The 24,230-nt window shown below is 35.4% G+C and carries 21 protein-coding genes; 4 read left to right on the top strand and 17 right to left on the bottom strand.

What is annotated here, in order from left to right:
• Positions 1–12 precede the first annotated feature (12 nt).
• The 9 genes from alaS to A6J68_RS05605 all read right to left on the bottom strand — a co-directional run bounded on the left by alaS (position 13) and on the right by A6J68_RS05605 (position 10,729).
• A complete protein-coding gene (gene alaS, locus A6J68_RS05650; RefSeq protein ID WP_105253166.1) occupies positions 13–2,631 on the bottom strand; it encodes an alanine--tRNA ligase in 2,619 nt (872 codons plus the stop codon).
• Between the two features lie 15 nt (positions 2,632–2,646).
• Positions 2,647–3,132, bottom strand: coding sequence for an LURP-one-related/scramblase family protein (locus A6J68_RS05645; protein WP_000190192.1), 486 nt, complete (start codon positions 3,130–3,132; stop codon positions 2,647–2,649).
• Between the two features lie 241 nt (positions 3,133–3,373).
• Positions 3,374–4,303 carry a peptidylprolyl isomerase PrsA gene (gene prsA, locus A6J68_RS05640; RefSeq protein WP_000857818.1) on the bottom strand — a complete coding sequence of 310 codons (930 nt, stop codon included), beginning with the start codon at positions 4,301–4,303 and terminating at the stop codon, positions 3,374–3,376.
• A gap of 60 nt (positions 4,304–4,363) precedes the next feature.
• Positions 4,364–5,071: an O-methyltransferase gene (locus A6J68_RS05635; protein ID WP_070469373.1), complete on the bottom strand. Its 708-nt coding sequence runs from the start codon at positions 5,069–5,071 to the stop codon at positions 4,364–4,366.
• A 73-nt stretch (positions 5,072–5,144) separates the two neighbouring features.
• Complete coding sequence (locus tag A6J68_RS05630) at positions 5,145–5,771, bottom strand: HAD hydrolase-like protein (RefSeq protein WP_000736939.1); 627 nt, start codon at positions 5,769–5,771, stop codon at positions 5,145–5,147.
• A gap of 194 nt (positions 5,772–5,965) precedes the next feature.
• Complete coding sequence (gene pepF, locus A6J68_RS05625; protein ID WP_001282899.1) at positions 5,966–7,771, bottom strand: oligoendopeptidase F; 1,806 nt, start codon at positions 7,769–7,771, stop codon at positions 5,966–5,968.
• A 15-nt stretch (positions 7,772–7,786) separates the two neighbouring features.
• The gene (locus tag A6J68_RS05620; RefSeq protein WP_000903639.1) at positions 7,787–8,734 is read right to left on the bottom strand and encodes a competence protein CoiA; all 948 of its coding nucleotides are present in this window, start codon (positions 8,732–8,734) and stop codon (positions 7,787–7,789) included.
• Between the two features lie 51 nt (positions 8,735–8,785).
• A complete protein-coding gene (locus A6J68_RS05615; protein WP_001086198.1) occupies positions 8,786–9,937 on the bottom strand; it encodes an MFS transporter in 1,152 nt (383 codons plus the stop codon).
• A gap of 72 nt (positions 9,938–10,009) precedes the next feature.
• Positions 10,010–10,729, bottom strand: a complete 720-nt coding sequence (locus tag A6J68_RS05605) for a 16S rRNA pseudouridine(516) synthase (RefSeq protein WP_001234961.1) — start codon at positions 10,727–10,729, stop codon at positions 10,010–10,012.
• Positions 10,730–10,824: 95 nt separating this feature from the next.
• Between A6J68_RS05605 and A6J68_RS05600 the strand changes: the two genes are divergently transcribed.
• On the top strand, positions 10,825–11,781 hold the full coding sequence (locus tag A6J68_RS05600; protein ID WP_000523782.1) for a glutathione S-transferase family protein: 957 nt from the start codon (positions 10,825–10,827) through the stop codon (positions 11,779–11,781).
• 71 nt (positions 11,782–11,852) lie between these two features.
• On the opposite strand, the gene A6J68_RS05595 is transcribed toward A6J68_RS05600, so the two are convergent.
• Together A6J68_RS05595 and A6J68_RS05590 are read right to left on the bottom strand one after the other, a co-directional pair.
• Positions 11,853–12,554, bottom strand: coding sequence for a glucosamine-6-phosphate deaminase (locus A6J68_RS05595; RefSeq protein WP_001263964.1), 702 nt, complete (start codon positions 12,552–12,554; stop codon positions 11,853–11,855).
• A 150-nt stretch (positions 12,555–12,704) separates the two neighbouring features.
• Positions 12,705–13,385, bottom strand: coding sequence for a VIT family protein (locus tag A6J68_RS05590; protein WP_000656582.1), 681 nt, complete (start codon positions 13,383–13,385; stop codon positions 12,705–12,707).
• A gap of 152 nt (positions 13,386–13,537) precedes the next feature.
• On the opposite strand from A6J68_RS05590, the gene queA reads away from it, so the two are divergent.
• The gene (queA, locus tag A6J68_RS05585; RefSeq protein WP_001095267.1) at positions 13,538–14,566 is read left to right on the top strand and encodes a tRNA preQ1(34) S-adenosylmethionine ribosyltransferase-isomerase QueA; all 1,029 of its coding nucleotides are present in this window, start codon (positions 13,538–13,540) and stop codon (positions 14,564–14,566) included.
• Between the two features lie 80 nt (positions 14,567–14,646).
• Positions 14,647–15,090, top strand: coding sequence for a MarR family winged helix-turn-helix transcriptional regulator (locus A6J68_RS11750; RefSeq protein ID WP_000606029.1), 444 nt, complete (start codon positions 14,647–14,649; stop codon positions 15,088–15,090).
• A gap of 54 nt (positions 15,091–15,144) precedes the next feature.
• Here A6J68_RS11750 and A6J68_RS05575 read toward each other — a convergent pair whose 3' ends face one another.
• The 3 genes from A6J68_RS05575 to A6J68_RS05565 all read right to left on the bottom strand — a co-directional run bounded on the left by A6J68_RS05575 (position 15,145) and on the right by A6J68_RS05565 (position 18,733).
• Positions 15,145–16,209, bottom strand: coding sequence for a serine hydrolase (locus A6J68_RS05575; protein WP_000814860.1), 1,065 nt, complete (start codon positions 16,207–16,209; stop codon positions 15,145–15,147).
• A 100-nt stretch (positions 16,210–16,309) separates the two neighbouring features.
• Complete coding sequence (locus tag A6J68_RS05570; RefSeq protein ID WP_000388412.1) at positions 16,310–17,566, bottom strand: GntP family permease; 1,257 nt, start codon at positions 17,564–17,566, stop codon at positions 16,310–16,312.
• Positions 17,567–17,590: 24 nt separating this feature from the next.
• Entirely contained in the window at positions 17,591–18,733 is a 1,143-nt protein-coding gene (locus A6J68_RS05565) for a glycerate kinase (RefSeq protein ID WP_000869897.1), read from the bottom strand.
• A 165-nt stretch (positions 18,734–18,898) separates the two neighbouring features.
• On the opposite strand from A6J68_RS05565, the gene A6J68_RS05560 reads away from it, so the two are divergent.
• Positions 18,899–19,993 carry a CdaR family transcriptional regulator gene (locus A6J68_RS05560; protein WP_000776698.1) on the top strand — a complete coding sequence of 365 codons (1,095 nt, stop codon included), beginning with the start codon at positions 18,899–18,901 and terminating at the stop codon, positions 19,991–19,993.
• 68 nt (positions 19,994–20,061) lie between these two features.
• On the opposite strand, the gene A6J68_RS05555 is transcribed toward A6J68_RS05560, so the two are convergent.
• The 3 genes from A6J68_RS05555 to licT are packed head-to-tail and all read right to left on the bottom strand — an operon-like array spanning position 20,062 to position 24,218.
• On the bottom strand, positions 20,062–21,489 hold the full coding sequence (locus A6J68_RS05555; protein WP_000151867.1) for a glycoside hydrolase family 1 protein: 1,428 nt from the start codon (positions 21,487–21,489) through the stop codon (positions 20,062–20,064).
• 16 nt (positions 21,490–21,505) lie between these two features.
• A complete protein-coding gene (locus tag A6J68_RS05550; protein WP_000170535.1) occupies positions 21,506–23,374 on the bottom strand; it encodes a PTS beta-glucoside transporter subunit IIBCA in 1,869 nt (622 codons plus the stop codon).
• Positions 23,367–24,218 (bottom strand): BglG family transcription antiterminator LicT, encoded by an 852-nt coding sequence (gene licT, locus A6J68_RS05545; protein WP_000584614.1) that lies wholly within the window; start codon positions 24,216–24,218, stop codon positions 23,367–23,369. The genes A6J68_RS05550 and licT overlap by 8 nt, the downstream gene beginning before the upstream one ends.
• Positions 24,219–24,230 lie beyond the last annotated feature (12 nt).

Here is a 24,230-nt window from a genome sequence, read left to right as displayed (position 1 = left end):
GAGAGGTACTTCTTATAAATTTTCTGCAACTGCTGCTAGCAGCTCTGCAATTTTACTTGCATCGCTACCACCTGCCATAGCCATGTCTGGTTTACCACCACCACGACCTGCTACAATTGGTGCCAATCCTTTGATCATGTTACCAGCGTGGACATCTTTAGTTTTGCTTGCAACAAGGACATTAACCTTCTCACCAATAGCTGCTACGAGAACAAGCACATCAGAGTAGTCTTTTTGTTTCCAGTTATCAGCAAATGTACGAAGTGCACCTGCGTCTGCAACATCAACTTGACTAGCAATGAAGCGCACGCCCTTAGCTTCTTGAATATCTTTAAAGACATCACCAGCTGCTGCTGCTGCTGCTTTTTCTTTAAGCTCTACATTTTCTTTTTGAAGATCACGAAGTGAATCGCTAAGAGCTCGTACTTTAGCTGTTGCATCTTTCAATTGCGGAGCTTTTACAGTAGCAGCGATCTCTTTTAGTGCATCCTCTTGGTTACGATAAGCTTCAAAAGCTTGTCTACCAGTAACTGCAATAATACGACGAGTGCCTGAACCAATACCTTCTTCTTTGACAATCTTGAAGAGACCGATTTCTGAAGAATTATTTAAGTGAGTTCCACCGCAAAGTTCAACAGAATAATTACCAATTTGAACCACACGAACCACTTTACCATATTTCTCACCAAAAAGTGCCATTGCTCCCATCTCTTTTGCGGTTTCAACGTCAGTTTCAGTCGTTGTGATTGTAAGAGCGTTCCAAATTTGCTCATTAACTTCTTGTTCAATGTGACGAAGTTCCTCATTGCTTACTGCTTCAAAGTGAGTAAAATCAAAGCGCAAGAATTCTTCTTCGTTCAATGAACCAGCCTGAGTTGCGTGTTCACCGATAACATTGTGAAGGGCTGCATGGAGCAAGTGAGTTGCTGTGTGGTTTTTCTCAACAGCCAAACGACGCTCTTTGTTGATTTCAAGTGTGTAGTTTGTTCCAACTGAAAGTGATGCCAAAACGTTTACAGTGTGTAGAGGTTGACCATTTGGTGCTTTTTGAACATCAACAACCTCAGCAACTGTGTCACCCTTATCATTTTTGATTCTACCTGTGTCAGCAACCTGTCCACCCATTTCAGCATAGAATGGTGTTTGAGCAAAGACAAGAAGGGCTTGACCTTCTGAAACAGCCTCAGTACGTTCATTATCAGCAATGATAACTGAAAGACTTGATTCAAGACTATATGTGTCGTATTCGAATCGTGATTCTTCAACAATACCAGCTAGGGTTTCATTTTGCATCCCCATCGAACCACCCTTAACAACAGCTGCACGCGCACGGTCTTGTTGTTCTTTCATGGCTGACTTAAAGCCTTCGTGGTCAATCTTATAGCCTGCATCTTCTGCCAATTCCTCTGTCAATTCAACTGGGAATCCATAAGTATCATAAAGTTTGAAGATATCTTTACCTTCAAGTGTGTCTTTACCTTCAGCCTTAAGCTGCGCAAGCAATGAATCTAAGTGACCGCTACCAGCATCGATAGTACGAGCAAATGTTTCTTCCTCACGTTTAACGATTTTCTCAATAAAATCACGTTTTTCAAGCACTTCTGGATAGTAGCTTTCCATGATTTGTCCAACAGTCGGAACCAATTTGTAAAGGAAAGTTTCGTTGATGCCAAGACGGCGACCGTGCATAACCGCACGACGGAGAAGACGACGAAGAACATAACCACGACCTTCATTTCCAGGAAGCGCACCATCACCGATGGCAAATGAAAGCGCACGGATGTGATCAGCGATAACCTTGAAGCTCATGTTGTCGCCATCTGGATCGTAAGTTTTACCTGACAATTTCTCTACTTCACGGATGATAGGCATGAAAAGGTCAGTTTCAAAGTTTGTTTTTGCCCCTTGCATAACAGCTGCAAGACGTTCAAGACCCGCACCCGTATCAATGTTTTTGTTTGGCAATTCTTTGTATTCTGAACGTGGTACGGCTGGGTCAGCATTGAATTGTGAGAGAACAATGTTCCAGATTTCGATGTAACGATCGTTTTCGATATCTTCAGCCAAAAGACGAAGTCCAATATTTTCTGGATCAAAATCTTCACCACGGTCGAAGAAAATCTCAGTATCTGGACCTGAAGGACCAGCACCGATTTCCCAGAAGTTATCCTCGATTGGCACCAAGTGACTTGGTTCAACGCCACAAGCAATCCAACGGTTATATGAATCCTTGTCATCTGGGTAATAAGTCATGTAGAGCTTGTCTTTAGGGAAGTCAAACCATTCAGGACTTGTCAAGAGTTCAAATCCCCACTCAATAGCTTCATCACGGAAATAGTCTCCAATTGAGAAGTTACCAAGCATTTCAAACATAGTATGGTGACGTGCTGTTTTACCAACATTTTCAATATCATTAGTACGAATTGATTTTTGTGCATTGGTAATACGTGGATTTTCTGGAATCACTGAACCATCAAAATATTTTTTCAAGGTTGCAACACCTGAGTTGATCCAAAGAAGCGTTGGGTCATTAACAGGAACCAAGTTAGCTGAAGGCTCAACGGAATGTCCTTTGGATTTCCAGAAATCCAACCACATTTGGCGGATTTGTGCAGACGATAATTCTTTCATTATTCTCTCCTAAAATTAGTTTGATGCATTTTTTTCTAACTCTTTGACATAGTCGATCGCTATGACAAGCGAAATTGTCAAATCGTTGTAAGTTTCACTGTAAACTTCTACCTGATAAGTTGAAGTCATACGAAACCACTGTTGAGATATGTTTGCTATAACTTGATTGTCTTTTAAGAGTTGGAAATCCATATCCCAAAAATTTCCCTTAACTTCCATATCAAGGTCTTCAATGGTGTAATGAGGTTTCAAAAATGAGAAATCTTTCTTAATCGTGAAATGATTCCCATTGGCTAATGTCACATTAAACTTTGGTAAAAAACTTAAAACCTTCTTCTCAATCTGACTAATGAGATGTTCCTCTTCGTCAAAGACTTTAAAAGTCTTAGGTAGAGGGAACAAACTTCCTTCAACGTGATAACAGGGAAGCCCAGTCAGGTCTGTAATAGTAAATTTACCGCCTAGAGAAAACATTTTTTCTTTAATTTGAAAAGTAGCCATATCTCTTCCTCCTCGAAAGTTGACAAATAGCAAAAGACAAGTCCATTACGAAGGGCGAAAACCGCGGTACCACCTTCATTCAATGAACTTGTCATTCTCATTTATTTTTAGTTTTACCCCATTGAGTAGCATCTTTTTCTGATTATCCATGACTCGCAGCAACCGTCACTTTTCTGTATCTAATCGTTGAAATTTCATTCTCAATAGTATTAATTATACAGTCTTTTTAAGACTTGGTCAACTATTTTTTAAGTGATGATGAACCACTTGTTGTAGCATATTGTGATAAGATGCCTGCAAATGCTTTATCTTTAATCTTAACGTTAGCTTTTTCTAAGGCTTTTGAAATCACTTTATTTTGGAAGGATCTATCGCTTGTTTTATCCTTAAGAATAACTTCTTTTAAGCGATTTTTGTAAGATTTCCAATCAGATTTTTTCTCTGTCTTATCAGTTACTTTAATGATGTAGTAACTTGTTTTATAAGTTGTTGAATCAACCGTTGAAACCACATCTGAAACACCATTTTTATCTAGCTTAAAGGCTGCTGACATAACTTCTTTAGGGAGGCTTGTCCCTGCAGAATCAAATTTATACTCAACTTTTTTATCAGTAGCTGTTGTTTTTTCTTTTGCAATCTTTGCAAAATCAGCTCCATCAGCCTTTACATCTTTAAGGACAGATTTAGCTTTATCTTCTGCATCCAATTTGATTACTTGTACAGAAGTTTCAGGAGTATAGTTTTTATATGCTTCTTTATAGTTTGCTTCTGTTAATTCTTTCTTAGCTGCTTCTTTTACAGCATATTCCACAAGCATAGTTGTGCGAATTTGTTGTTTGTAACCTTCCGGAGTCAAACCTGCTTGTGAAAGTGCGCTTGAAAATGAATTACCATAGCCTTTAGCTGTCTTATTATAAGCTTCTGATACTTTTTTATCTGAAACTTTATCACCATACTGTGTATCAAAAACACGTGAGAGGATCAATGTAAGCATTGATTGTTGTGCAGCTTTTGATGTTTTTACTTGATCATAAAAATCAGAGACTGTAATAGTGTCGCCCTTCATTGTAACAACATTTGTTCCATTTGATGTTTTACCTGAGCAGGCAGCTAATGTGGCAACTGACATAAGTGTCAAAAAGCCTGCTGCAAGTTTTGATCTTGTTTTCATGATTTATAACTCCTTTTTGTCATTAACTCCATTATTATATCATAATTTCTTAAAAATGCCTTAATCTTCTAGTACAATATGATCTGCATTTTTACGAATCATCAATAAACCATCTCCCAAAGGTACCAAAGTAGCAGTTAAATCAGGATGTTGCAAAGTCGAGTCAAATAAACGTTGCAGACCTCGGTAGATAGTTCGCTGACCCCTTCTCACTTCATCGATAGGTTTTGCAATATCTCCACCTTGGAAAATATCATCTAAAACAACTACTCCTCCAACATCTAAATGCTTTAATACTTGAGGTAAAAAAACGATATATTTAGACTTAGCAGAATCCATAAATACAAAATCGTAAGATTTATCCAATGTTTGTAACACATCCACAGCATCGCCTTCCAAAAGGGTTATCTGATTGTGATTATCATATTTTGCAAAGTTTTCCTTAGCCAAGACAATCATCTCTTCATTACGATCGATTGTTGTTATCTTTGCTTCAGGAGCATTTTCTGCCATCAAAAGGGCCGAAAAACCAATAGCTGTTCCGATTTCTAAAATGTGCTTAGGTTGTAATGTTTGCATCAAAAAACGAAAATAAGTCGCTGTTTCATGAGGTATAATGGGGATATTTTCCTGTTTAGCAAATGCTTCTAACTCTGCTAAACAGCCATTATTTTGTTTTTGGTGCTGACGCATATATTGAACAATTTCTTCTTTAACTACTGGACGGCGCATATTATGATTAGCATTTTTACTGTAAGATTGAACCACTTTTGGCTCCTCTTTTCTATTTTAAATAATAACTTTTTTATTATAGCAAAAAATGTCTAACTCTGAGAATGATTTAATCCAAACGAGTGAAATCAAGTGATATTATATCTTTGAGACTTGAAATATTATAGTTTTCTTTGGAATTCTCTAACCTTAAGTTTATGGATTTTATACCAGCATTTTGAGCAACCTCCAAATCTAGTGGACGATCTCCTATGTAATAAGTCATTGATTTATCTAAAGAATATCGTTTAACTAAATAATTAATCCCTTGTGGATGTGGTTTTCGCTCGAATCCCGAAACACCAGTTAAAATTTCATCAAAATAATGAGAGATCTGCAAGGTTTCCAACACTGAATGCGTACTTGCTCCTTTATGTGTATACATAAAATTGGGAATATCTTGTTCTTTGGTCCATTCTAAAATCTCTTTTGCATATGGCATTAAATGTATTTTAGAATCTCGACTTTCTTGTTCTTTTGTAAAATATGCTTTCAGTTTTTCATGAGGTATTTGCTCTTCCTCTGAAAGGTTTACCAATAATTGCCCCACTGATTCCTGTAAAATATATTCATGGATTAATTCTTTATCAAATATTAAGCCAAAATGACGATAGGTTTCTTCAAGAGCTTCCATAATTGGTACATACGAATCTATTAATGTCCCATCTAAATCCCAAATAAAAGTAAGCTTTTTCATCCTATTTCCCTTCTTTTTTGACAATAGCAGTTTTGGTCTCATAAAAATCATAGCTTGGGTAGGTATTTCCACCTATTGAGTTTTCCACTAACTAACTTTACCAAAACCACTCTCAAAACAAACTATAAAATAACTGATCACTATCAAAAACCAGTCTAGTTGACTGGTTTTACTTCAATAGCTATATTTTCAACTTAATCATTATGGACGCCTTTTGTTACAAGATTTTCCAGTTCCACTAAACGCTCTTCAAATACTCTAAAAGCTGCATCCAGATAGTCTGCACTAGTCATATCAACACCGGCTTTAGCAATGACGTTTAGAGGGTAATCTGAATTCCCAGCTTTAAGGTAATTTAGGTAGGCCTCTTTATCCTCCGGATTACCGTTTACAATACGCTCTGCTAAATAATTTGCTGCTGCGAAGCCGGTTGCATATTGGAAAACATAATAATTGTAGTAAAAGTGTGGAATTCTTGCCCATTCATATTGAATAAAATGATTATCTTCTTTAGTCAAACCATAATATTTTTCATTAAGCTCAGCGTAAAGGTTGTTTAAGTATTCGCTAGTTAGTACTTGCCCCTCCTGATCAGCTACATGAATGGCATGTTCGAATTCAGCGAACTGTGTTTGTCTAAAAATTGTTCCTTTGAAACCGTCCAAATAATGATTGAGAATTGCAAAGCGATTTTTATCATCTTTAACTTCTTTCAAAAGGGTTTCTGTTAATATATTTTCATTTGTTGTTGATGCAATTTCAGCTAGGAAAATAGAATAATCACCATAAACATAAGGTTGATTTTCACGAGTAAACGTCGAGTGTAGACTATGTCCAGTTTCATGCACCAGCGTATAAAGATTGTCTAAAGTATCTTGCCAGTTAAGAAGCATGAAAGCATTAGTGTCATAAGATCCACCTGAATAAGCGCCTGACCTCTTTCCTTTGTTAACATGGACATCAATCCAACGTTCAGTAAAAGCACGATGAACACGTTCAGAATATGCTTCGCCAAAAATAGCCAGAACCTTCTCTGATTTTTTTAGAGCTTCATCATAAGTAAAACTCATATCCATTTGAGAAAGGGGTGTATATACGTCATACATCTTCAAATCATCTAGCCCAAGAACTTTTTGACGCAACTTCATATACCGATGTAAGAGCGGTAAATGATGATTAACTGTCTTAATTAGAGTTTCGTAGACCTCTTCTGGAATAAAATTGGCAGATAGAGCTGATTGGCGTGCTGATTGATAATGATGCACACGAGCCTTAAAATTTTGAGATTTCACATTTGTTTGTAATGTTTTAGCGTAAGTATGCTGGAATTGTTCATATGTGCTATACATAGCTTGATATGCTTCTTTTCGAACCGTCCTATCGCTAGATTCCATAAGGGAAATGAAATTACCATGTGTAAGCTCAACTTCCTCACCTTTTGCATTTTTTACAACTGGGAAGACCATATCTGCATTATCAAGGATTTCAAATGTCTCACCAGCTGCTCCAAAAATCTCACTAGCACCAGCTAACAATTCTTCTTCGTTTTGAGATAAGACATGAGGTTTATTTGCAAATATTTTCTCAAAGAAATGATCATATTTTTGCAAGTCAGGCATTTCTAAAAGGAATGACTGGTAATCAGACTCTGAAAGTTGCAATAGTTCTGGCTCGTAAAACGAAAATGTTTCACTAAATTTTGCATAGAGCGCTGTCGCTTTCGCTTGAAATTCTTGATATTTCGCAACAGTGGTGTCTTGGTCATTTTTCATTGAAGCATAGACATAAACTTTTTCTAAACGGCGAGATAACTCTAGTTCAACCTCCGTAATCTCCAATAAAGATTGGCTTGAGTCCAACAGATGACCTGAAAAACCCTTTGCGTCATCGATGGCTTGAGTAAGCTCTACCACTTCAGTTTCCCATAACTCATCAGTCGCAAAGACAGTAGTTAAATCCCATTGGTATTTTTCTTCAATATGTGAGCGATTGTCTGACATTTTGTATCCTCCAGTTTAATTCTTAGTGACTATTTTATCATAAAATACAGGGGGATAAAGTGTTTGGTCCAAGTTATTCTTATTTTTTTGATAATAATTTGTAAAATTCTGATAAAACGATGTCAGAGAATTTGTTATTTGACAAAAATCAGTATCTACACGTGGTGGCTGTATTTGAGGAAAAAACATCATTAGCTCTTGGGTTAATAGATTCTGACCAGAAAGGTAGGCCTTTTCTTGTTTTCGTAACCAAAATTGATTGCCATAGCGTAACTGCTGACGCACATAATCTCTGATATTTCTGTCTTGTTTAACCTTATAAAAATTTAGATTTTTTGATTGGTATGGCCACTTCAAAAATGCTAGAACGTCTCCACTAAGAGGGCAAGTTTTACTTAAGTAATAGACATGTCCGCGTAAATCTTCGTAAATCAAATATTTTAGTCTCAGTACTTCTAACCTCAAATCTAACTCCCAAATATGAAATCCGATACTTTGAGAAAATTGTAAAAATTGTTTATGTAGATTTGTTAAACGATGCTTTAACCAGAGTTTTTCCCCTAGTAACCATCTCACTTGAAAGTCTGCCTGTAGATATGCTTTTGTTCGCTCCCTGAGTCGCTGCTCTGATAGTCGGCTACACTGAACTTCTAAAGCCAATGTCTCATTCACAAATAAATCTGCAATCTGATTAATTTCTGGCAAATGATGCTCGAGCATAGTTTCATTCTCTCTACTTAAACTCATATATAACTTTGCTTTTAATTGCAAGTGCTCATTAGACTCATTTTCATGATGAAACTGACAATTTTTTAGACTAATATGTGCAAAGTGTCTTCTCATGATTCGACCTGCTTTTAACCTTACAGCTGAACAACAAGTTGGACAAAAATACTGTCCCTTTCCCGGATGAGACTCGAGTAGATTAATTAAATTTCCTTGTTTGTCTTTAGCAATTAACATTTTTTCTCCTACTTTTACTATTCGAAAAAAGCTATCCTTTCGGATAACTTTTTATTTATTTTTTGACATTAAAACTAGGTAAACAAAGACATTAATCACCATCAGCCCACTTGTTATTAAAAATGGTGTTATAAAAGGTTCCAGATGTAGCTGGCTTGGAAGTTTCGTTAAAATAAGCGGTGTCAAAATAACTCCTATATTACCAGCTGTTAAGGCAAGGCTTGTGATAAAGTTATTATGTTCTTTTGCATAGTTTTTTGAAATATAAAAGAATACAGAAGACATGGTGCCAACAAAACTAGCTCCTATTAAAATACTAGCTACGATAAAAATGATCTGATTATTAGCTAAAGCAAATAGCACATTACCTATTCCCATAGCTAGAATCATGATTAATAGCGTCTTCTCTTGGAATGCTTTGACTAATTTTCCAAATACAGATCCAACTAAAATACCACTAAAAGCAAGGAGAGTTAACATATTACTAGAGAAGCTCGTCGCGTAGTGATATTTTGTCACTAGTAAGGTTGGAATTTTGACAGTTGCTCCTATATAAGCAATACCTACTAAGAACGTGATGAGCATCAACAAAGCCGCTTTAGTATCAAATGTTGTACTAGCTTTAAGGGTATGTGTTTGATTTTCAACCTCTGGAACATTTTTCCAAAAGAAAAAGAAAACAGGAATAACCAGAAGGTAAACCAAATAAATATAATTCACACCAATAGCTAAAACCAATCCAACAATAAATGTAGTTAAGGCTTTACCGATATTAAGTGATGCTGTTCTAAGACCAATCATACTGGCTCTCTCATCAGCCTCATATAAATCCGTTATGATACTAATTGATAGCGAATTATAGAGACCAATACCAATACCCAAAAGTAGTCGACTAGCCATCGCAAGTGAAAAATTACTTGTAAAAAATGAGATAAACCCAGACATTAAGATTAAACATAAACCAAGTAAGACCGTGTTTTTTTTGCCAAGTTTTGTGACTACAAAATTACTCAAAATAACAAAAATAGTAATCATCATAGCTGGAATAGTAACTAAACTCTCTACTGAAGCTAGTCCAATATGAGGGTTTTGAGTATGGTAAAAGGCATACAATTTAGGAATTGCAGGAGCAATTGCTAAGTGAGACATCAAAAAGATAGAAATCGATAAAATAGTCAATTTCAATGAAAGTTTTGAATTCAATAGTTTTCTCCTTTAAAATAATCACTTATAAGTATATGAAGAATACTAAGCAAGGTCAAGTGAGTCGTTTCACTAATCTAAATACCTTTTTAAGATAGCTGCCTCTGAATCTCTCAATCTACGATACTGACCTGGTTTCAAATTCATATCAAGCCTCAAGTCACCAAAAGAAATACGCCTCAAGTATATAACTTTAACGCCATATGCAAGAAACATCTTTTTTACTTGGTGAAATTTCCCTTCTGTGATAGTTATTCTTGCGGTACTTTTGTCATTATTAGCCGTATCAATCGTTAATTCAGCTGGTTTACACTTTGTTCCATCGTCAAATACAACTCCTTCTTCAAAAAAGGTAATAGCATCTCTTTCCAAGAAACCATTTACTTCAACATAATACGTTTTTGCAACGTGGTGTTTTGGATGTAACATTCGGTAACCCAGTGGACCATTATTCGTGATTATTAAAAGCCCTTCCGTATCACGATCTAGACGACCAATCGGATACAATCCCTCCACCTTATCTTTTTCGCTAATTAAGTCTATGACTGTTTTATGTTCTGAATCTCTAACTGCTGAAACAACTCCTGATGGCTTATAAAGAAGGTAATAAGAACTTTCTTTTAGGCAGACTCTCTCTTTTCCTACAAAAATCGATTGTAGACCACTATCTACAATAACATTATCCTTTGTAACAATTTGACCATCTACAGAAACTTGCCTAGAACGAATTAATTTCTTAACCTGATTTCTAGACCCAAATCCTGCCTGACCTAATAATTTATCTAAACGCATACCCTTAGTTTACCATACTGTAAGTTAAACATTTGCTAATTCCTTTTAAAATCTTTATACTACTAATTAGTAATAGAAAAACAAAGGAGATTATCATGGGACTTTTAGTAGATGGCAAATGGGTTGATCAATGGTATGATACTGCATCAACTGGTGGTAAATTCGTCCGAACCGTTACACAATTCCGTCATTGGGTTACTAAAGATGGTTCAGCAGGGCCTAGTGGGGATGCAGGTTTTAAAGCAGAATCTGGACGATATCATCTCTACGTTTCACTAGCCTGCCCTTGGGCATCACGTGTATTAATCATGAGAAAGCTTAAAAATCTAGAATCTCATATCTCTATCTCCATTGTTAACCCTTTAATGTTGGAGAATGGTTGGACTTTTCAAGAATATAAAGGCGTTATTCCTGATATGATTAACCAAAGCCAATACCTTTACCAAATCTATCAAGCAAGTCAAAGTGATTATACAGGACGCGTGACAGTCCCTGTTCTTTGGGATAAAAAATGCCATACAATCGTTAACAATGAATCATCTGAAATTATGCGCATGTTAAATACTGCATTTAATCATATTACTGGAAATACTGACGATTACTATCCCGATTCCTTACAAGGACAAATTGACGAAATGAATAATTTTATTTATCCAAAAATAAATAATGGTGTCTATAAAGCTGGTTTTGCTACTTCTCAGAACGTTTATCAAAAGGAAGTTGAAACCTTATTCACAGCTTTAGATCAGTTAGAAAAACACTTATCTGATAACCATTATCTTGTTGGAGAACAATTTACCGAAGCTGATATTCGCCTTTTCACAACTTTAGTTCGCTTTGACACCGTTTATTATGGTCATTTTAAATGTAATTTAAAAGCGCTACATGATTACCCACATTTATGGCATTATACAAAACGTATTTACAACCTACCTGGAATTGCTGAGACAATTAATTTTGATCATATCAAAAAACACTATTACGGTAGCCATAAAACCATTAACCCTACCGGTATTATTCCAGCTGGACCTAACTTAGACTGGACAATTTAATAAAGCATAATAAAAAAGTAAGAATGAATTTTTTCTCATTGAGATTCATCCTTACTTTTTTATTATTTACTTTACAACTTTGATGCCGCTGCTTCATCCACAATAATCACAACATCATCATGTTTTTGGAGGATACTTGCTGGCATATCTTCTGTGATAGGTCCTTTAATCATACTTGCAATCGCTTCTGCTTTTTCAATACCATACGCCACTAATACGATTGTTTTTGATTTCATAATAGAACCTATACCCATTGATAAGGCTTGCTTTGGTACATCATCAATACTATTAAAGAAACGACTATTAGCTTCAATTGTACTTGGAGCTAAGTCAACCACATGTGTTGTAATATCAAAAGGTGTACCTGGTTCATTAAAACCAATATGACCGTTACGACCAATTCCAAGAATTTGAAAATCAATTGGATTAGCATTTATGACAGCATCGTATCGTTTTATTTCTTTTTTCAAATCTTTAGCCAAGCCGTTTGGAAGGTTATTTTCCTTAAAAGGTTTAGCATCAAAAAGATGTTTATGCATAAAATAAGAGTAACTTTGATCATTACTTGCGGCAATTCCAACATATTCATCAAGGTTAATAGAAACCATATTTGAAAAATCAAGGTTACTTTTTACAATCTCTTCGTAAAAGGTGATTGGGCTACTTCCTGTTGCCAATCCTAAAGTTTGAGCACCAGTTTTCATTTTCTCTTCTAAAAGAGTAAATGCAATTTTTCCCCCCTCAATGTCGTTCTTAACTGTAATAACTCTCATGTTTACTCTCCTTTTATTTGGTATAGACCTTTATGATTATATTATATGGTATATACCAATTTTTGTCAATAAAAACTTCTTAATTTCGTTATAAAACTAAAAAGAATTACTGTCCATTCTAGTTTAGACAATAACTCCACGATTAATATTTTATATTGAAAATAATTGTCCAATGACATAGGTTGCCAACATTGTCAAACAACCAATCATCACATTTCGACGCATGGCAGGTACTGTAGGGGCTTGGCCTAACTTAGCACTTACATAACCAGTTGATAATAGTGAAACAATAACAATTATTACCGTTCCTACAATTCGTACCGAAAATGGTAATAACAGAATAGTTATAGTTGGAAAAATTGATCCGATGGCAAAAGCTATAAAACTAGATATAGCAGCATGCCAGGGGCTTGTATATTCACCGAACTCAATACCATATTTTTCTTCAACTAAATGCTCAATAGCATTCTTTGAAAAAGCCTTGTCAACTAGCCATTGAGCATGTTCGTGACTTTCTCCTTTTGCTAAGTAGATATCAACTAAGGATTTTTTGGCAAGTTCTGGATTATTTTCTAGTAGTTTCTCTTCACGCGCAACTGCTGCTTGTTCAGTATCTTTTTGAGTAGAAACACTAACATACTCCCCGCCAGCCATAGAAAATGCACCAGCTAAAATCGCGGAAGCTGCTGATAAAAAAATAATCCAAAGGTTATGAGTTGCACTCGCAACACCAATAACAACACCAGCTACAGAGATGATACCATCATTAGCACCAAGAACACCAGCTCTTAAAATATTCAATTGTTGGGAAAAATTTTTTGCTTCTTTCATCTTCTCTACTTCTCACTTTCTGACAATTATTATACCACTTATTTAGAATGATTACAATTATTTTTTATAATCATTCTAAATAAGAAGATTAGTTGGGTCATTTTTACCGAACGTGATATAATAGAAAAGCTTACTTATAGATAGGAGAAATCATGAATACAAACGATTTTGATTTTTATTTACCAGAAGAACTTATTGCCCAAACACCACTTGAAAAAAGAGACGCTTCTAAACTATTAGTCATTGATCATAAGAATAAGACGATGACAGATAGCCATTTCGATCATATCTTAGATGAACTCAAGCCTGGTGACGCTTTAGTAATGAATAACACACGTGTTCTGCCCGCTCGCCTTTATGGTGAAAAGCCAGATACACACGGCCATGTAGAGTTATTACTTCTCAAAAATACAGAGGGCGATCAATGGGAAGTGCTTGCTAAACCCGCTAAACGCTTACGCGTAGGGAACAGAGTTTCATTTGGTGATGGTCGGTTAATAGCAACAGTCACAAAGGAATTAGAACATGGTGGGCGTATTGTAGAATTCTCATATGATGGTATTTTTCTAGAAGTCCTTGAAAGTTTGGGCGAAATGCCACTTCCGCCATATATTCATGAAAAACTAGAAGATCGTGACCGCTATCAGACTGTGTATGCAAAAGAAAATGGTTCTGCTGCTGCACCAACAGCCGGTCTTCATTTTACAAAAGAACTATTGGAAAAAATTGAAACAAAAGGTGTGAAGCTTGTCTATTTGACGCTTCACGTTGGACTTGGAACTTTCCGTCCTGTTTCAGTTGATAATCTTGATGAACACGAAATGCATTCTGAGTTTTACCAATTATCTAAAGAAGCTGCTGATACTCTCAATGCAGTTAAAGAATCTGGTGGACGTATTGTAGCTGTTGGTACAACTTCTATTCGCACATTAGAGACAATTGGTTCTAAATTCAATGGTGAATTAAAAGCCGACTCAGGGTGGACAAATATTTTTATCAAGCCTGGTTATCAGTTCAAGGTTGTAGACGCTTTTTCAACCAACTTTCACTTACCAAAGTCTACTCTTGTCATGTTAGTATCAGCATTTGCTGGACATGACTTTGTACTAGAAGCTTACAACCATGCAGTTGAAGAACGATATCGTTTCTTCAGTTTTGGTGATGCTATGTTTGTTAAGTAAGAATAGGCTTTCAATTAGGAAAAAGTTTTATCGTTTTTTAACACGATTGACATACTATAACGCCTCCAAAATGCTACAATATGATAATGAGTAATCGAAGTATTTTAGACGAGCGATTATGTTTTACGGTTAGTGAAACACATCGACTTTTCAATAAATTTTACCAAAAAGCTTTGGATGAATTTCAATTGACTTATCTCCAATACGTTATCTTGTTAGTCCTTTGGGAAGAGGATCATCGGCATATGAAGGAACTTAGTTATGCACTATCTCTTAATTCGAATACCCTAACTCCAGTTTTAAAGCGTATGGAAAATCGTGGGTGGATTGTACGAGAAAAACCAAGAGATGACAAAAGGCAACTCATTATTCATCTAAGTAACAAAGGTATTGAGTCACAAGATGCCGTTGTCAATGCGGTGCAATCGTGCGGGTATTTTTTCTCAGAAATTAGTCCTGAATCTTATCAAAAAACTGTTTCTGCCCTTTCTTCACTTAATCAAGTTATAAAATCACATTTATAAAAACCTCTTAGATAGTTAATCTAAGAGGTTTTTATTATTTTGATAGATTTATTTCTAATTCATATTAACACGATGCCATTGATTAATAACAAAACATAATTGTTCTAGCTGATATAGTCCCACTCCATTAATTTCTGAATCTTCCTGAGTAGAGCCACCTAAACCTGCAGTATAAATAGCAACGATATAAGGCACTTCTTCTTTGACAATTGCTCCAACATTCAACGCCTCACGGACATACCCTGGCTTTTGAGCAACAACAACATCAGATGGTATCAAAGCACGATAATAATCCGTTGGAAAAGCTTCTTCTAAATAAGTAATTAAACTATTATACTTTTTACGATGTTTCCAGAGATAGTCTAGCACTTGAATATAGTAATCTGTTGTCACTTTATTACCGTTTTTTTGTATATTTTTGATGTCTCCTTTAGATTGGCCATAACGACCAAACTTTGAATAAGCACTATCCATGCCACCAATACGCTCAGCTAAAGCATAGGCGGGTGTATTTTCTGAATAAACTAAAGAGTATTTTTGCATATCATCAATAGACATTGCCCCCGAGAAAGCAGCAACATAATTATTATGTTCACCAATATATTCATAGTCAGTCTCGGTAATATCAAAGCGTTCTTCCATGGACAACTTGCCCTTGACCACTGCATCTACTACCAACATGTTAAGAGGTAACTTATAGGTGCTCCCTGCTGTCATAGCCTGAGTATCATTCATAGCGTCCCTTTGTCCTGTTTTTAAATTTTTATAAGAAAAAGCAACACTATTTTTTTCAATGCCATATTCAGACATATAGGCCAGAACAACCTCTTTCAAGGACAAATGGGCATAATCATAATAGAGCCTATAGGCATTCATCAATTCCATATCTTGTTCCATGACCATTTTCTTTTTTTCAAGAGACTTTTCTACAATTTTTTGATCATGTGAGCTACTGGATGTCCTTGTGGTTGAAGTAGATAATATTCTTCTATCTTTTGTCTGCTTCAACTTAGAGTTACTGGACTTATTAAACATTACTAAAAAAATCAGCATGATTAATAAAGTAAGGGTAATAATAATGGTTAATCCTAAAATAAATTCTTTCTTTGTTTGTTTCACAACACCTCTCCTACTAATTTATTATAGTAAGAAAATTAGAAAAAATCAATGAGAATTCTATTCAAACAGTGATAATAAACATCACGTATTCATCCAAATTTTACCCAAAGAAACAATAGTAAACGACAGCAACTATTGTGCTAGTTAATCCAATCAAAGCTTCATAGCTAATTAGTTTCATACGTTCTTTTATAGCCATATTGACAGCTCCGCCTGTCGCATGGAAGAAGGATCCATGAGGTAGCGAATCCAGAACAGTCGCACCTGCGTGAATCATAGCTGCACCCGAAACCGCCGGTACCCCTGATTTAATCAAGGTTTCAGCAAACGTTTGTGAAGCAATAGTTGTTCCAGAAGTCGTTGATGCTGTTGCTGCTCCCATAAAAATACCTGAGAGTGGGGCAAGGATAAAGGTCGGCATATTTAAAAATTCAAGGAGATGAATCATATCAAATTGTAGATTAGATGCTTTAATAATACCTGAAAGTGTACCTGTTCCAATCAAAAGAATTGAAACGCCAACAACTTTTGATAAACCGTATTCAACAAACGGTACCGTTTCTTTTAGGTAACCTGTTGCTAAAATACTAATTAGACCACCCAACGGCAGTGCAATCAAGGGATCAATAGTGATTCCAAATAAAGGACGAAGAGCTAATAAGCAGATAACCACAAGTGGACCAGAAATAGCCGGTAAGAATGCTGGCAGATCAGAGCCCACTTGCTCCTCACTATCATAAGAAATATCGTTATTTTTCTTGGAAACAATCTTTGCTAATATAATCGTAACTACTAAAGCTGCAATTGCAGGAATAATATTTTGTACCATTAAGCTTGTTAAATCAACCTTAAATGCTTCTGAAGCAGCAATTGTATTAGGATTGGGTGAAATAATATTCCCAGCCTTACCACCACCAATCATTGCTAACAGTATGCTAGATTTAGAAAGATTAGCTTTTTTACCTATTGCTAATGCAATCGGAGCAACTGTAATAACTGCAATATCAATAAAGACACCTACTGCACAAATAATCATTGTTGCGATGGCTAAAGCTGTGATGGCTCGCTGTTGTCCTAATTTTTTAATGATACTTTCTGCAATTTTTTCAGCTGATCCGGTTTTAATTAAAGCACCCGCTAAAATCCCTGACGTTAAAATGCGTAATATGGATGACATCATCCCTTGCGCACCTAATACCATAGTATTAACAATTGTAACTAAATCACCGCCACCAATCAAACCACCAACTAATGCTCCAAGAATGAGACTATAGGCAGGATGAACTTTTTTGATAATCAGTAAAATAGCAAGCGCTAATCCTATTAAAGCCCCTGTTGTTGTAAATGTAGCTTCCATAATTTATCAGAATTCCTTTCAATATTAATGATTATACAAATTGATTAATCTAAAGACTTGAGTAGCAGTTTCTTTCATATTTTTATAAGCTACCTCTTTAGACATAGCCTCATCTAAGCTGATAAGGCGTCGTACGATTGGAAAAAAAGCATCAATACCATGTTGATTACAAAGTATAGCATCTTCGGTGACAGATCCAGAGAATGCCACTACTTTCTTACCATATTTTTTAGCTAATTTTGCTACGCCAATTGGAGCTTTTCCCATCACCGTTTGCCCATCCAAACGACCTTCACCAGTAACTACTAAATCAGCTTCAGAAATCGCTTTTTCTATGTTAATTTCTGATAGAATAATATCAATACCAGGTTCTAAGGTGGCATTTGTAAAGGCTAAAAAGGCAAATCCAAGCCCACCCGCTGCACCTGTTCCTTCAATAGTTGCATCTGCTTTTTCACTAACTGAAGTAGCTAAAGTAGCATAATTACTTAACCAAGTATCCATTTTTGTAATCATATCTTCATCAGCACCTTTTTGCGGTCCAAAAATCGAACTACAACCTTGAGCACCACATAAAGGATTTGTTACATCACATGCAATTTTAAAATCGCATTCTTTTAATTCCTCAATAACCTTATCAGTAGAGATAGATTTTAAATCTGCCAATCCTTGTGCTCCCAAACTGATTTCTTGATTATCTTTATCTAATAATGCATATCCCAAAGCTTGTAGCATACCTGCCCCACCATCATTAGTAGCACTACCTCCAATACCAATAATAAAGTGCCTACAGCCTTTACTTATAGCATCATTTATCATTTCTCCAACTCCATAAGTGGTTGTGTGGAGAGGATTTCTCTCTTCAGTAGCAATTAGGGTAATACCAGCAGCTGCAGCCATTTCAATAATAGCTAACTGACGCTGTGGAATAATACCATAACTCGCATGTACTTTTTCTCCAAGAGGCCCCTTAACAGGGATTATTTCGATCGTCCCCCCCATACCTAGCGTCAAAGCTTCAACAGTTCCTTCTCCCCCGTCTGCTAATGGATGTACTTCCACATCCGCCCCTGGGATTACTTCATTAATTGACTCCTTTATAGCATTGCCAGCTTCTAAAGAAGAAAGACTCCCTTTCAAAGAATCAATAGCTACTACTACCTTCATTTGAAAACCTCCTTGAAAATATTTTGTGAATCTTTGTTATTTTTTCACTATTTTATATCACTCAATTATAGTAACAAAATCAAATAACAAAAAATATAGACTATAGAACAAATGTTAGCGTTTTTATGATATGATATTTGTTATATATAACAAAAGGTAAGCTGAATGAAATTAAGAAAACAACTCGCACAACAAATCGTTACCTCTATCAAAGATGTTTGTCAACAAGATATTAATTTTATTAATACCAAAGGAATCATTTTCGCTAGTACCAATCCAAAACGTGTTGGAGAATTCCATGAAATTGGTTTAAAAGTAGCACAGACAGGACAAATGATTGAAGTAACAGATCAAGAATCTTATTTTGGGACACAAGCAGGGATCAATATTCCTTTCTATTATAATTGTGAATTATTAGCTACTATTGGGATTAGTGGAAACCCCAACCAAGTAGGAAAATATGCTTTACTTGCTCAAAAAATGACTCGACTCATCTTAAAAGAGCATGAATTAGATTATCTGGATTTCGGGCGAAAAAACGAAGCTTCTATTGTCTTACACCATCTTGTTGAAGGCAGAGAGTTAGACTACTATTACCTCAATCAATTTTTAAACCAATACCACCTATCAGAAAAAACTGACTATCGTCTACTCACTTTTGAAATCAATAGTCAAAAACAAAAATTACTCTTAAGTCAATCTGAAATGTCACTCTTGAACTTTTTTGATAAACTTGACACTGCTATTTATACCTTTAATTATCCCAATCAATACTGGCTTTTACTTTCTGACCAGATGTTTGACTATTATTATCCAAATATCCTATCAAAGTTTGAATGCGAAAAGGGTCTCTATAAAGTTGGTATCGGACAAAAATCATCTTTATCACTTTTAAAAAGATCATATGAAACGTCTATCTTAGCCCTGAAAGCTTTAAAAGGTCAACAAAAGGTCAACCTCGTCGACGACCTTGATCTTGAACTGTTATTAACAAGTATTGATTCTAATATTAAACAATATGTGCTAAATAAAGCGCTTGTAAACTTATCTAAAAATGATAAGATCTTGCTTAACTCATATTTTAAGCATAATCTATCATTAAAAGAATGTAGTCAGGAACTTTTTATCCATAAAAATACTGTTCAATATAGGTTAAATAAGATTTATGAATCAACGCAACTCAATCCAAGAAACTTTAAGGATGCAACTTTATTGTATCTAGCACTTAAATCAGAAGATATTTACCTTCATAAATTATAATAAAAAGGAGTAACCTATGGATACTCCTTTTTATATTAAATTGAAACAGAGACTAGTTGTTTAACATGTTATCTGTTATGATGTTCAAACAATGATTGGCCATTTGTCTTAATCACTTTTTGGTACCAACCAAATGACTTCTTCTTGTAACGTTGTAGACTCCCTGTTCCATCATCATTTCGATCAACATATATTAGACCATAACGTTTACTTAGTTGAGCTGTAGACATGGATACACAATCAATGCATCCCCAAGATGTATATCCCATTATTTCAACACCATCTTCAATAGCTTTAGCAACTTGAACTAAATGTTGATTCATATAATCAATACGATAATCATCTTCGACAGTATAATCACCGTCTAGTGTTTCTATCAATTGATCTTTTGCTCCCAATCCATTTTCTACAATAAACAACGGAATCTGATAACGTTCATAATACTGATTTAAGACTAGGCGTAGCCCTATGGGATCGATTTGCCATACCCATTCTGAAGTTGTTAAATAAGGATTAGTCAGGCCTCCAAGGATATTTCCCTGACCACTTTGATAATTTTCAAAGTCATAAGCTTGTGTCACGCTCATATAGTAACTAAACGATAGGAAATCTACTGTATTTTGTGCCAATACTTCCTCATCTCCTTCTTCAAATTTAATTTCAATACCATTATTTTTGAAATAGGACTGAATATAAGTGGGATATTTACCTCTGACATGTATATCTGAAAATAGCAGATTATGTTGTTCAAATTGTCTTGCAGCCAGAACATCTCTTGGATCAGATGTCATAGGATAAGCTGGCATAGCCAGAATCATACAGCCAATTTTAAAATTAGGGTTGATAGAACGCCCTAATTTTGTCACTCTAGCCGATGCTACTAATTCATGATGAATAGCTTGATAAAGCTCCTGAGGACTTAGTTGTGATTTGTCGGCCATAATAGCACCACTGGTGAAAGGCATATGTAAAATAGAATTCACTTCATTAAAAGTTAACCAATATTTTACCTTATCTTTATAACGCTCCATGACTGTTTGAGCAAATTTCTCAAAAAATGCTATCAAACGTCTATCAGCCCAACCATTATAGGTCTTTGCAAGATGAAGCGGTGTTTCATAATGAGATAAGGTAACCAAAGGCTCGATATTATATTTAAGCAACTCGTCAAATAAATTATCATAAAATTGTAAGCCAGCTTCGTTTGGAGCACTATCATCACCATTTGGAAAAATTCGAGACCAGGCAATAGAGGTTCTAAAAACTTTAAAGCCCATCTCTGCAAACAGTTTTATATCATTTTTATAGTTATGATAAAAATCAATTGCTTCTAGCTTCAAATTGTCTGGAGTAGGTTTGGCGGTAAAATCGCCTAGACCACCATTTGGAAGTACATCTTGTACAGATAAACCTTTGCCATCTGTTCTAAATGCACCCTCTACCTGATTGGCAGCAACTGCACCTCCCCATAGAAAATGTTTAGGAAAAATCGTCATATTATCATCCTTCCTTTTAAAGAATTACAAGTAAATCATCTTCATTTGTAACCATTGTCTCTTCGTCTTTAACGATAATTTCAAGTTGGTCAATTGAATTTGTAACTACAACTGGACTAATAAGAGAATACCCCTTTGAACTAATAAAATCAATATCCATTCGCAAAAGTAACTGTCCTCGTTTAACAAAATCGCCAACTTTAACCAATTGTTCAAAACCTTCTCCATTTAGTTCTACAGTATCTATTCCAATATGGATTAACACTTCAACTCCCTTATCATCCTTTAAGGCAATGGCATGTTTTGTAGGAAATAAACTTATAATTTCACCATCAAATGGTGCATAAACTTCACCCACACTAGGAGTGATTGCTAAACCTTCACCTAGTAATTTAGATGAAAATGTTTCATCGGGTACTTTAGATAAAGGTAATACATTGCCTACCATAGGTGAATACAATGTCTCTTTTTTTGATAAACCACTTCTAATATGTGTGTACTCTTGAGCATTAATACTACTTTTTTCGTTTTCTCCTTCATCAATTCCCAAGAACCATGTAATAATGAAAGTCAAAATAATAGTAGCTATTGCTACAATAACAGCATTACTGAAATTATTGCCCCCCTGTGGATTGATGTATTGTGGCAAACCAATAATAGATGGCACTACAAATGTATAGGAAGCAATATTAACTAATCCAATATAAGCTCCTACTAAACCACCTGATATCATTGCAGCGTATAAAGGCTTCTTGAATTTCAGTGTGACACCATAAAGTGCAGGTTCTGTGATACCAGCTAGTAGTGCTGATAAACCTGCTGCAAAGGCCACCTGACGTGTCTGTTTTTGTTTAGCCTTAACTGCAACAGCAAGGGAAGCTGCACCTTGAGCTAAATTAGAAGCTAACATTGCTGGTAAAATCAAAACATCTGGTGTCGTAACAGAAGCAGCTAAAAAGATTGGAGCAAATGCCCAGTGCATTCCTGTCATAACAACCAATGGCATAATAGCACCAAGAATAGCTAAAGCTAACCATGGTGCCACATGGTAAATCGAAAGCATTGCACTAGACAATCCTTTACCAATAATTACTCCCAGTGGCCCCACGACCACTAAGGCTAAAAAGCCAGAAATGAGAATAATCAAAGTCGGTTGTAAAAAGCTCTTCATTACACTAGGAACAATTTTATTAATCCATCTCTCAATGTATTGCATAAGAAAAACCATAATTAAGATTGGAATAACAGAAGAACCATAACTAGCCAGTGTAACCGGAGCTCCAAAGAAAGATAATGGTTTTCCTTCAGCTACCATTGTCACAAAAGCAGGGTGTAAGAGAATCCCTCCTACTGTAGCAGCTAATACAGGTGTAACTTTAAATCGTGACGCAGCTGAATAAGCAATCATTATTGGCATAAAATAATAAGCGGCATCACCAAAAAAATTGATAAAAGCTACTGTTTGAGAACTAGAGCTTGTTATACCGAGCATAGGGAGCAAAATACCTATAACCTTGAGCATACCTCCTCCTAGAAGAGCAGGTATAAGCGGCTTAATGACTCCTGCAATCGTTTCAATTAATTTCTCAAATATTGAACTCTTTTTTTGTGATGAAAATTCTCTGGTAGTATTTTCAAAATGACCTAAGGCCAAAAAAGCATTATAATAATTATTGACATCATTTCCCAAAATAATTTGGTATTGATCATTTTTACGCATAACACCGATAACATTCGGAATAGTTTTAATAACCTGATCGTTGACAATTTCATCATTGTCTAAAACTAATCGTAATCGTGTCACACAGTGGGTTACGTGTTGAATATTTTTTTCTCCCCCTACTGCTGCTAAAATAGCTTTAGCAGTCTCTTGGTATTTAGTCATCTGATATCTCCTTTAAATTTTTAACTAATCGTTTAACATGCACCGTCAGATATAGGAGTTCACTTGAATTAAGTTGATATTGGTATTGGATAGCCATATTGTTGCCGATCTCTTTAACACATTTATATTCTCTCGGATATTTTTTCTTAACTACCAAAAGTAAATCAGCATCATCATCTTCGTATTTCATTCCTGATAAAACGCGTTGAGCAAATAATTTGGTATGTGTCATGAAACGATAATAATCAATTGAACTTTCATCTAGTTCTGTTCGAAAATCTATTTTTACTTTCTGTTCAATGTAAGATACAATCTCAGTGATTTTATGCGCTTCATTAAACGGATTATCCAATCCAGCATTTACAAAGTGCATAGCAATAAAAGCTGACTCATCAATTGTTAAACAAATACCCAATTCATCCTTTATAAGTTCCAGAGCCTTCATCCCAATGGAGTATTCATCAGGATAGTAACGCTGGATTTCCAACCTTAGTGGATTTTGGATAACCATTCTTTGTTCATGTCTTTCAATAGCCGAATGAATATGATCTGTCAAATTGATATAAAGAATTTCATCTAAGTTCTTACCCAATTTGATTTTACCTAGGTTGATAATTCGTTCTGAACATGCAACTACTTCTTCTGGAACAGTAATAAATAACTCCGTAAAACGGTTCATGTTATCACTATTTTTTAAAACAAATGACTTCTCAATAGCATCGCTATTAATCCTATCACCTATTCTTTTCTTAAATGCAATTCCTTTCCCCATCAGTAACACATCTAATCCTTGATGTGTTACTGATATGACTGCATTATGATTTAATACGCGTTTTATAATCATTAAAGTCCTAGT

Source organism: Streptococcus sp. 'group B' (assembly GCF_002073795.1).
Classification (GTDB): Bacteria; Bacillota; Bacilli; order Lactobacillales; family Streptococcaceae; genus Streptococcus; species Streptococcus agalactiae.
The sequence above is the reverse complement of the archived record's forward strand: the minus strand, read 5'-3'. Positions and strand labels throughout refer to the sequence as shown.

What these genes read in the sequence shown, in the direction of transcription:
- alaS (WP_105253166.1), bottom strand. Translation starts at nt 2,631, where the DNA reads ATGAAAGAATTATCGTCTGCACAAATCCGCCAAATGTGGTTGGATTTC.
- A6J68_RS05645 (WP_000190192.1), bottom strand. Translation starts at nt 3,132, where the DNA reads ATGGCTACTTTTCAAATTAAAGAAAAAATGTTTTCTCTAGGCGGTAAA.
- prsA (WP_000857818.1), bottom strand. Translation starts at nt 4,303, where the DNA reads ATGAAAACAAGATCAAAACTTGCAGCAGGCTTTTTGACACTTATGTCA.
- A6J68_RS05630 (WP_000736939.1), bottom strand. Translation starts at nt 5,771, where the DNA reads ATGAAAAAGCTTACTTTTATTTGGGATTTAGATGGGACATTAATAGAT.
- pepF (WP_001282899.1), bottom strand. Translation starts at nt 7,771, where the DNA reads ATGTCAGACAATCGCTCACATATTGAAGAAAAATACCAATGGGATTTA.
- A6J68_RS05620 (WP_000903639.1), bottom strand. Translation starts at nt 8,734, where the DNA reads ATGTTAATTGCTAAAGACAAACAAGGAAATTTAATTAATCTACTCGAG.
- A6J68_RS05605 (WP_001234961.1), bottom strand. Translation starts at nt 10,729, where the DNA reads ATGCGTTTAGATAAATTATTAGGTCAGGCAGGATTTGGGTCTAGAAAT.
- A6J68_RS05600 (WP_000523782.1), top strand. Translation starts at nt 10,825, where the DNA reads ATGGGACTTTTAGTAGATGGCAAATGGGTTGATCAATGGTATGATACT.
- A6J68_RS05595 (WP_001263964.1), bottom strand. Translation starts at nt 12,554, where the DNA reads ATGAGAGTTATTACAGTTAAGAACGACATTGAGGGGGGAAAAATTGCA.
- A6J68_RS05590 (WP_000656582.1), bottom strand. Translation starts at nt 13,385, where the DNA reads ATGAAAGAAGCAAAAAATTTTTCCCAACAATTGAATATTTTAAGAGCT.
- queA (WP_001095267.1), top strand. Translation starts at nt 13,538, where the DNA reads ATGAATACAAACGATTTTGATTTTTATTTACCAGAAGAACTTATTGCC.
- A6J68_RS11750 (WP_000606029.1), top strand. Translation starts at nt 14,647, where the DNA reads ATGATAATGAGTAATCGAAGTATTTTAGACGAGCGATTATGTTTTACG.
- A6J68_RS05570 (WP_000388412.1), bottom strand. Translation starts at nt 17,566, where the DNA reads ATGGAAGCTACATTTACAACAACAGGGGCTTTAATAGGATTAGCGCTT.
- A6J68_RS05565 (WP_000869897.1), bottom strand. Translation starts at nt 18,733, where the DNA reads ATGAAGGTAGTAGTAGCTATTGATTCTTTGAAAGGGAGTCTTTCTTCT.
- A6J68_RS05560 (WP_000776698.1), top strand. Translation starts at nt 18,899, where the DNA reads ATGAAATTAAGAAAACAACTCGCACAACAAATCGTTACCTCTATCAAA.
- A6J68_RS05555 (WP_000151867.1), bottom strand. Translation starts at nt 21,489, where the DNA reads ATGACGATTTTTCCTAAACATTTTCTATGGGGAGGTGCAGTTGCTGCC.
- A6J68_RS05550 (WP_000170535.1), bottom strand. Translation starts at nt 23,374, where the DNA reads ATGACTAAATACCAAGAGACTGCTAAAGCTATTTTAGCAGCAGTAGGG.
- licT (WP_000584614.1), bottom strand. Translation starts at nt 24,218, where the DNA reads ATGATTATAAAACGCGTATTAAATCATAATGCAGTCATATCAGTAACA.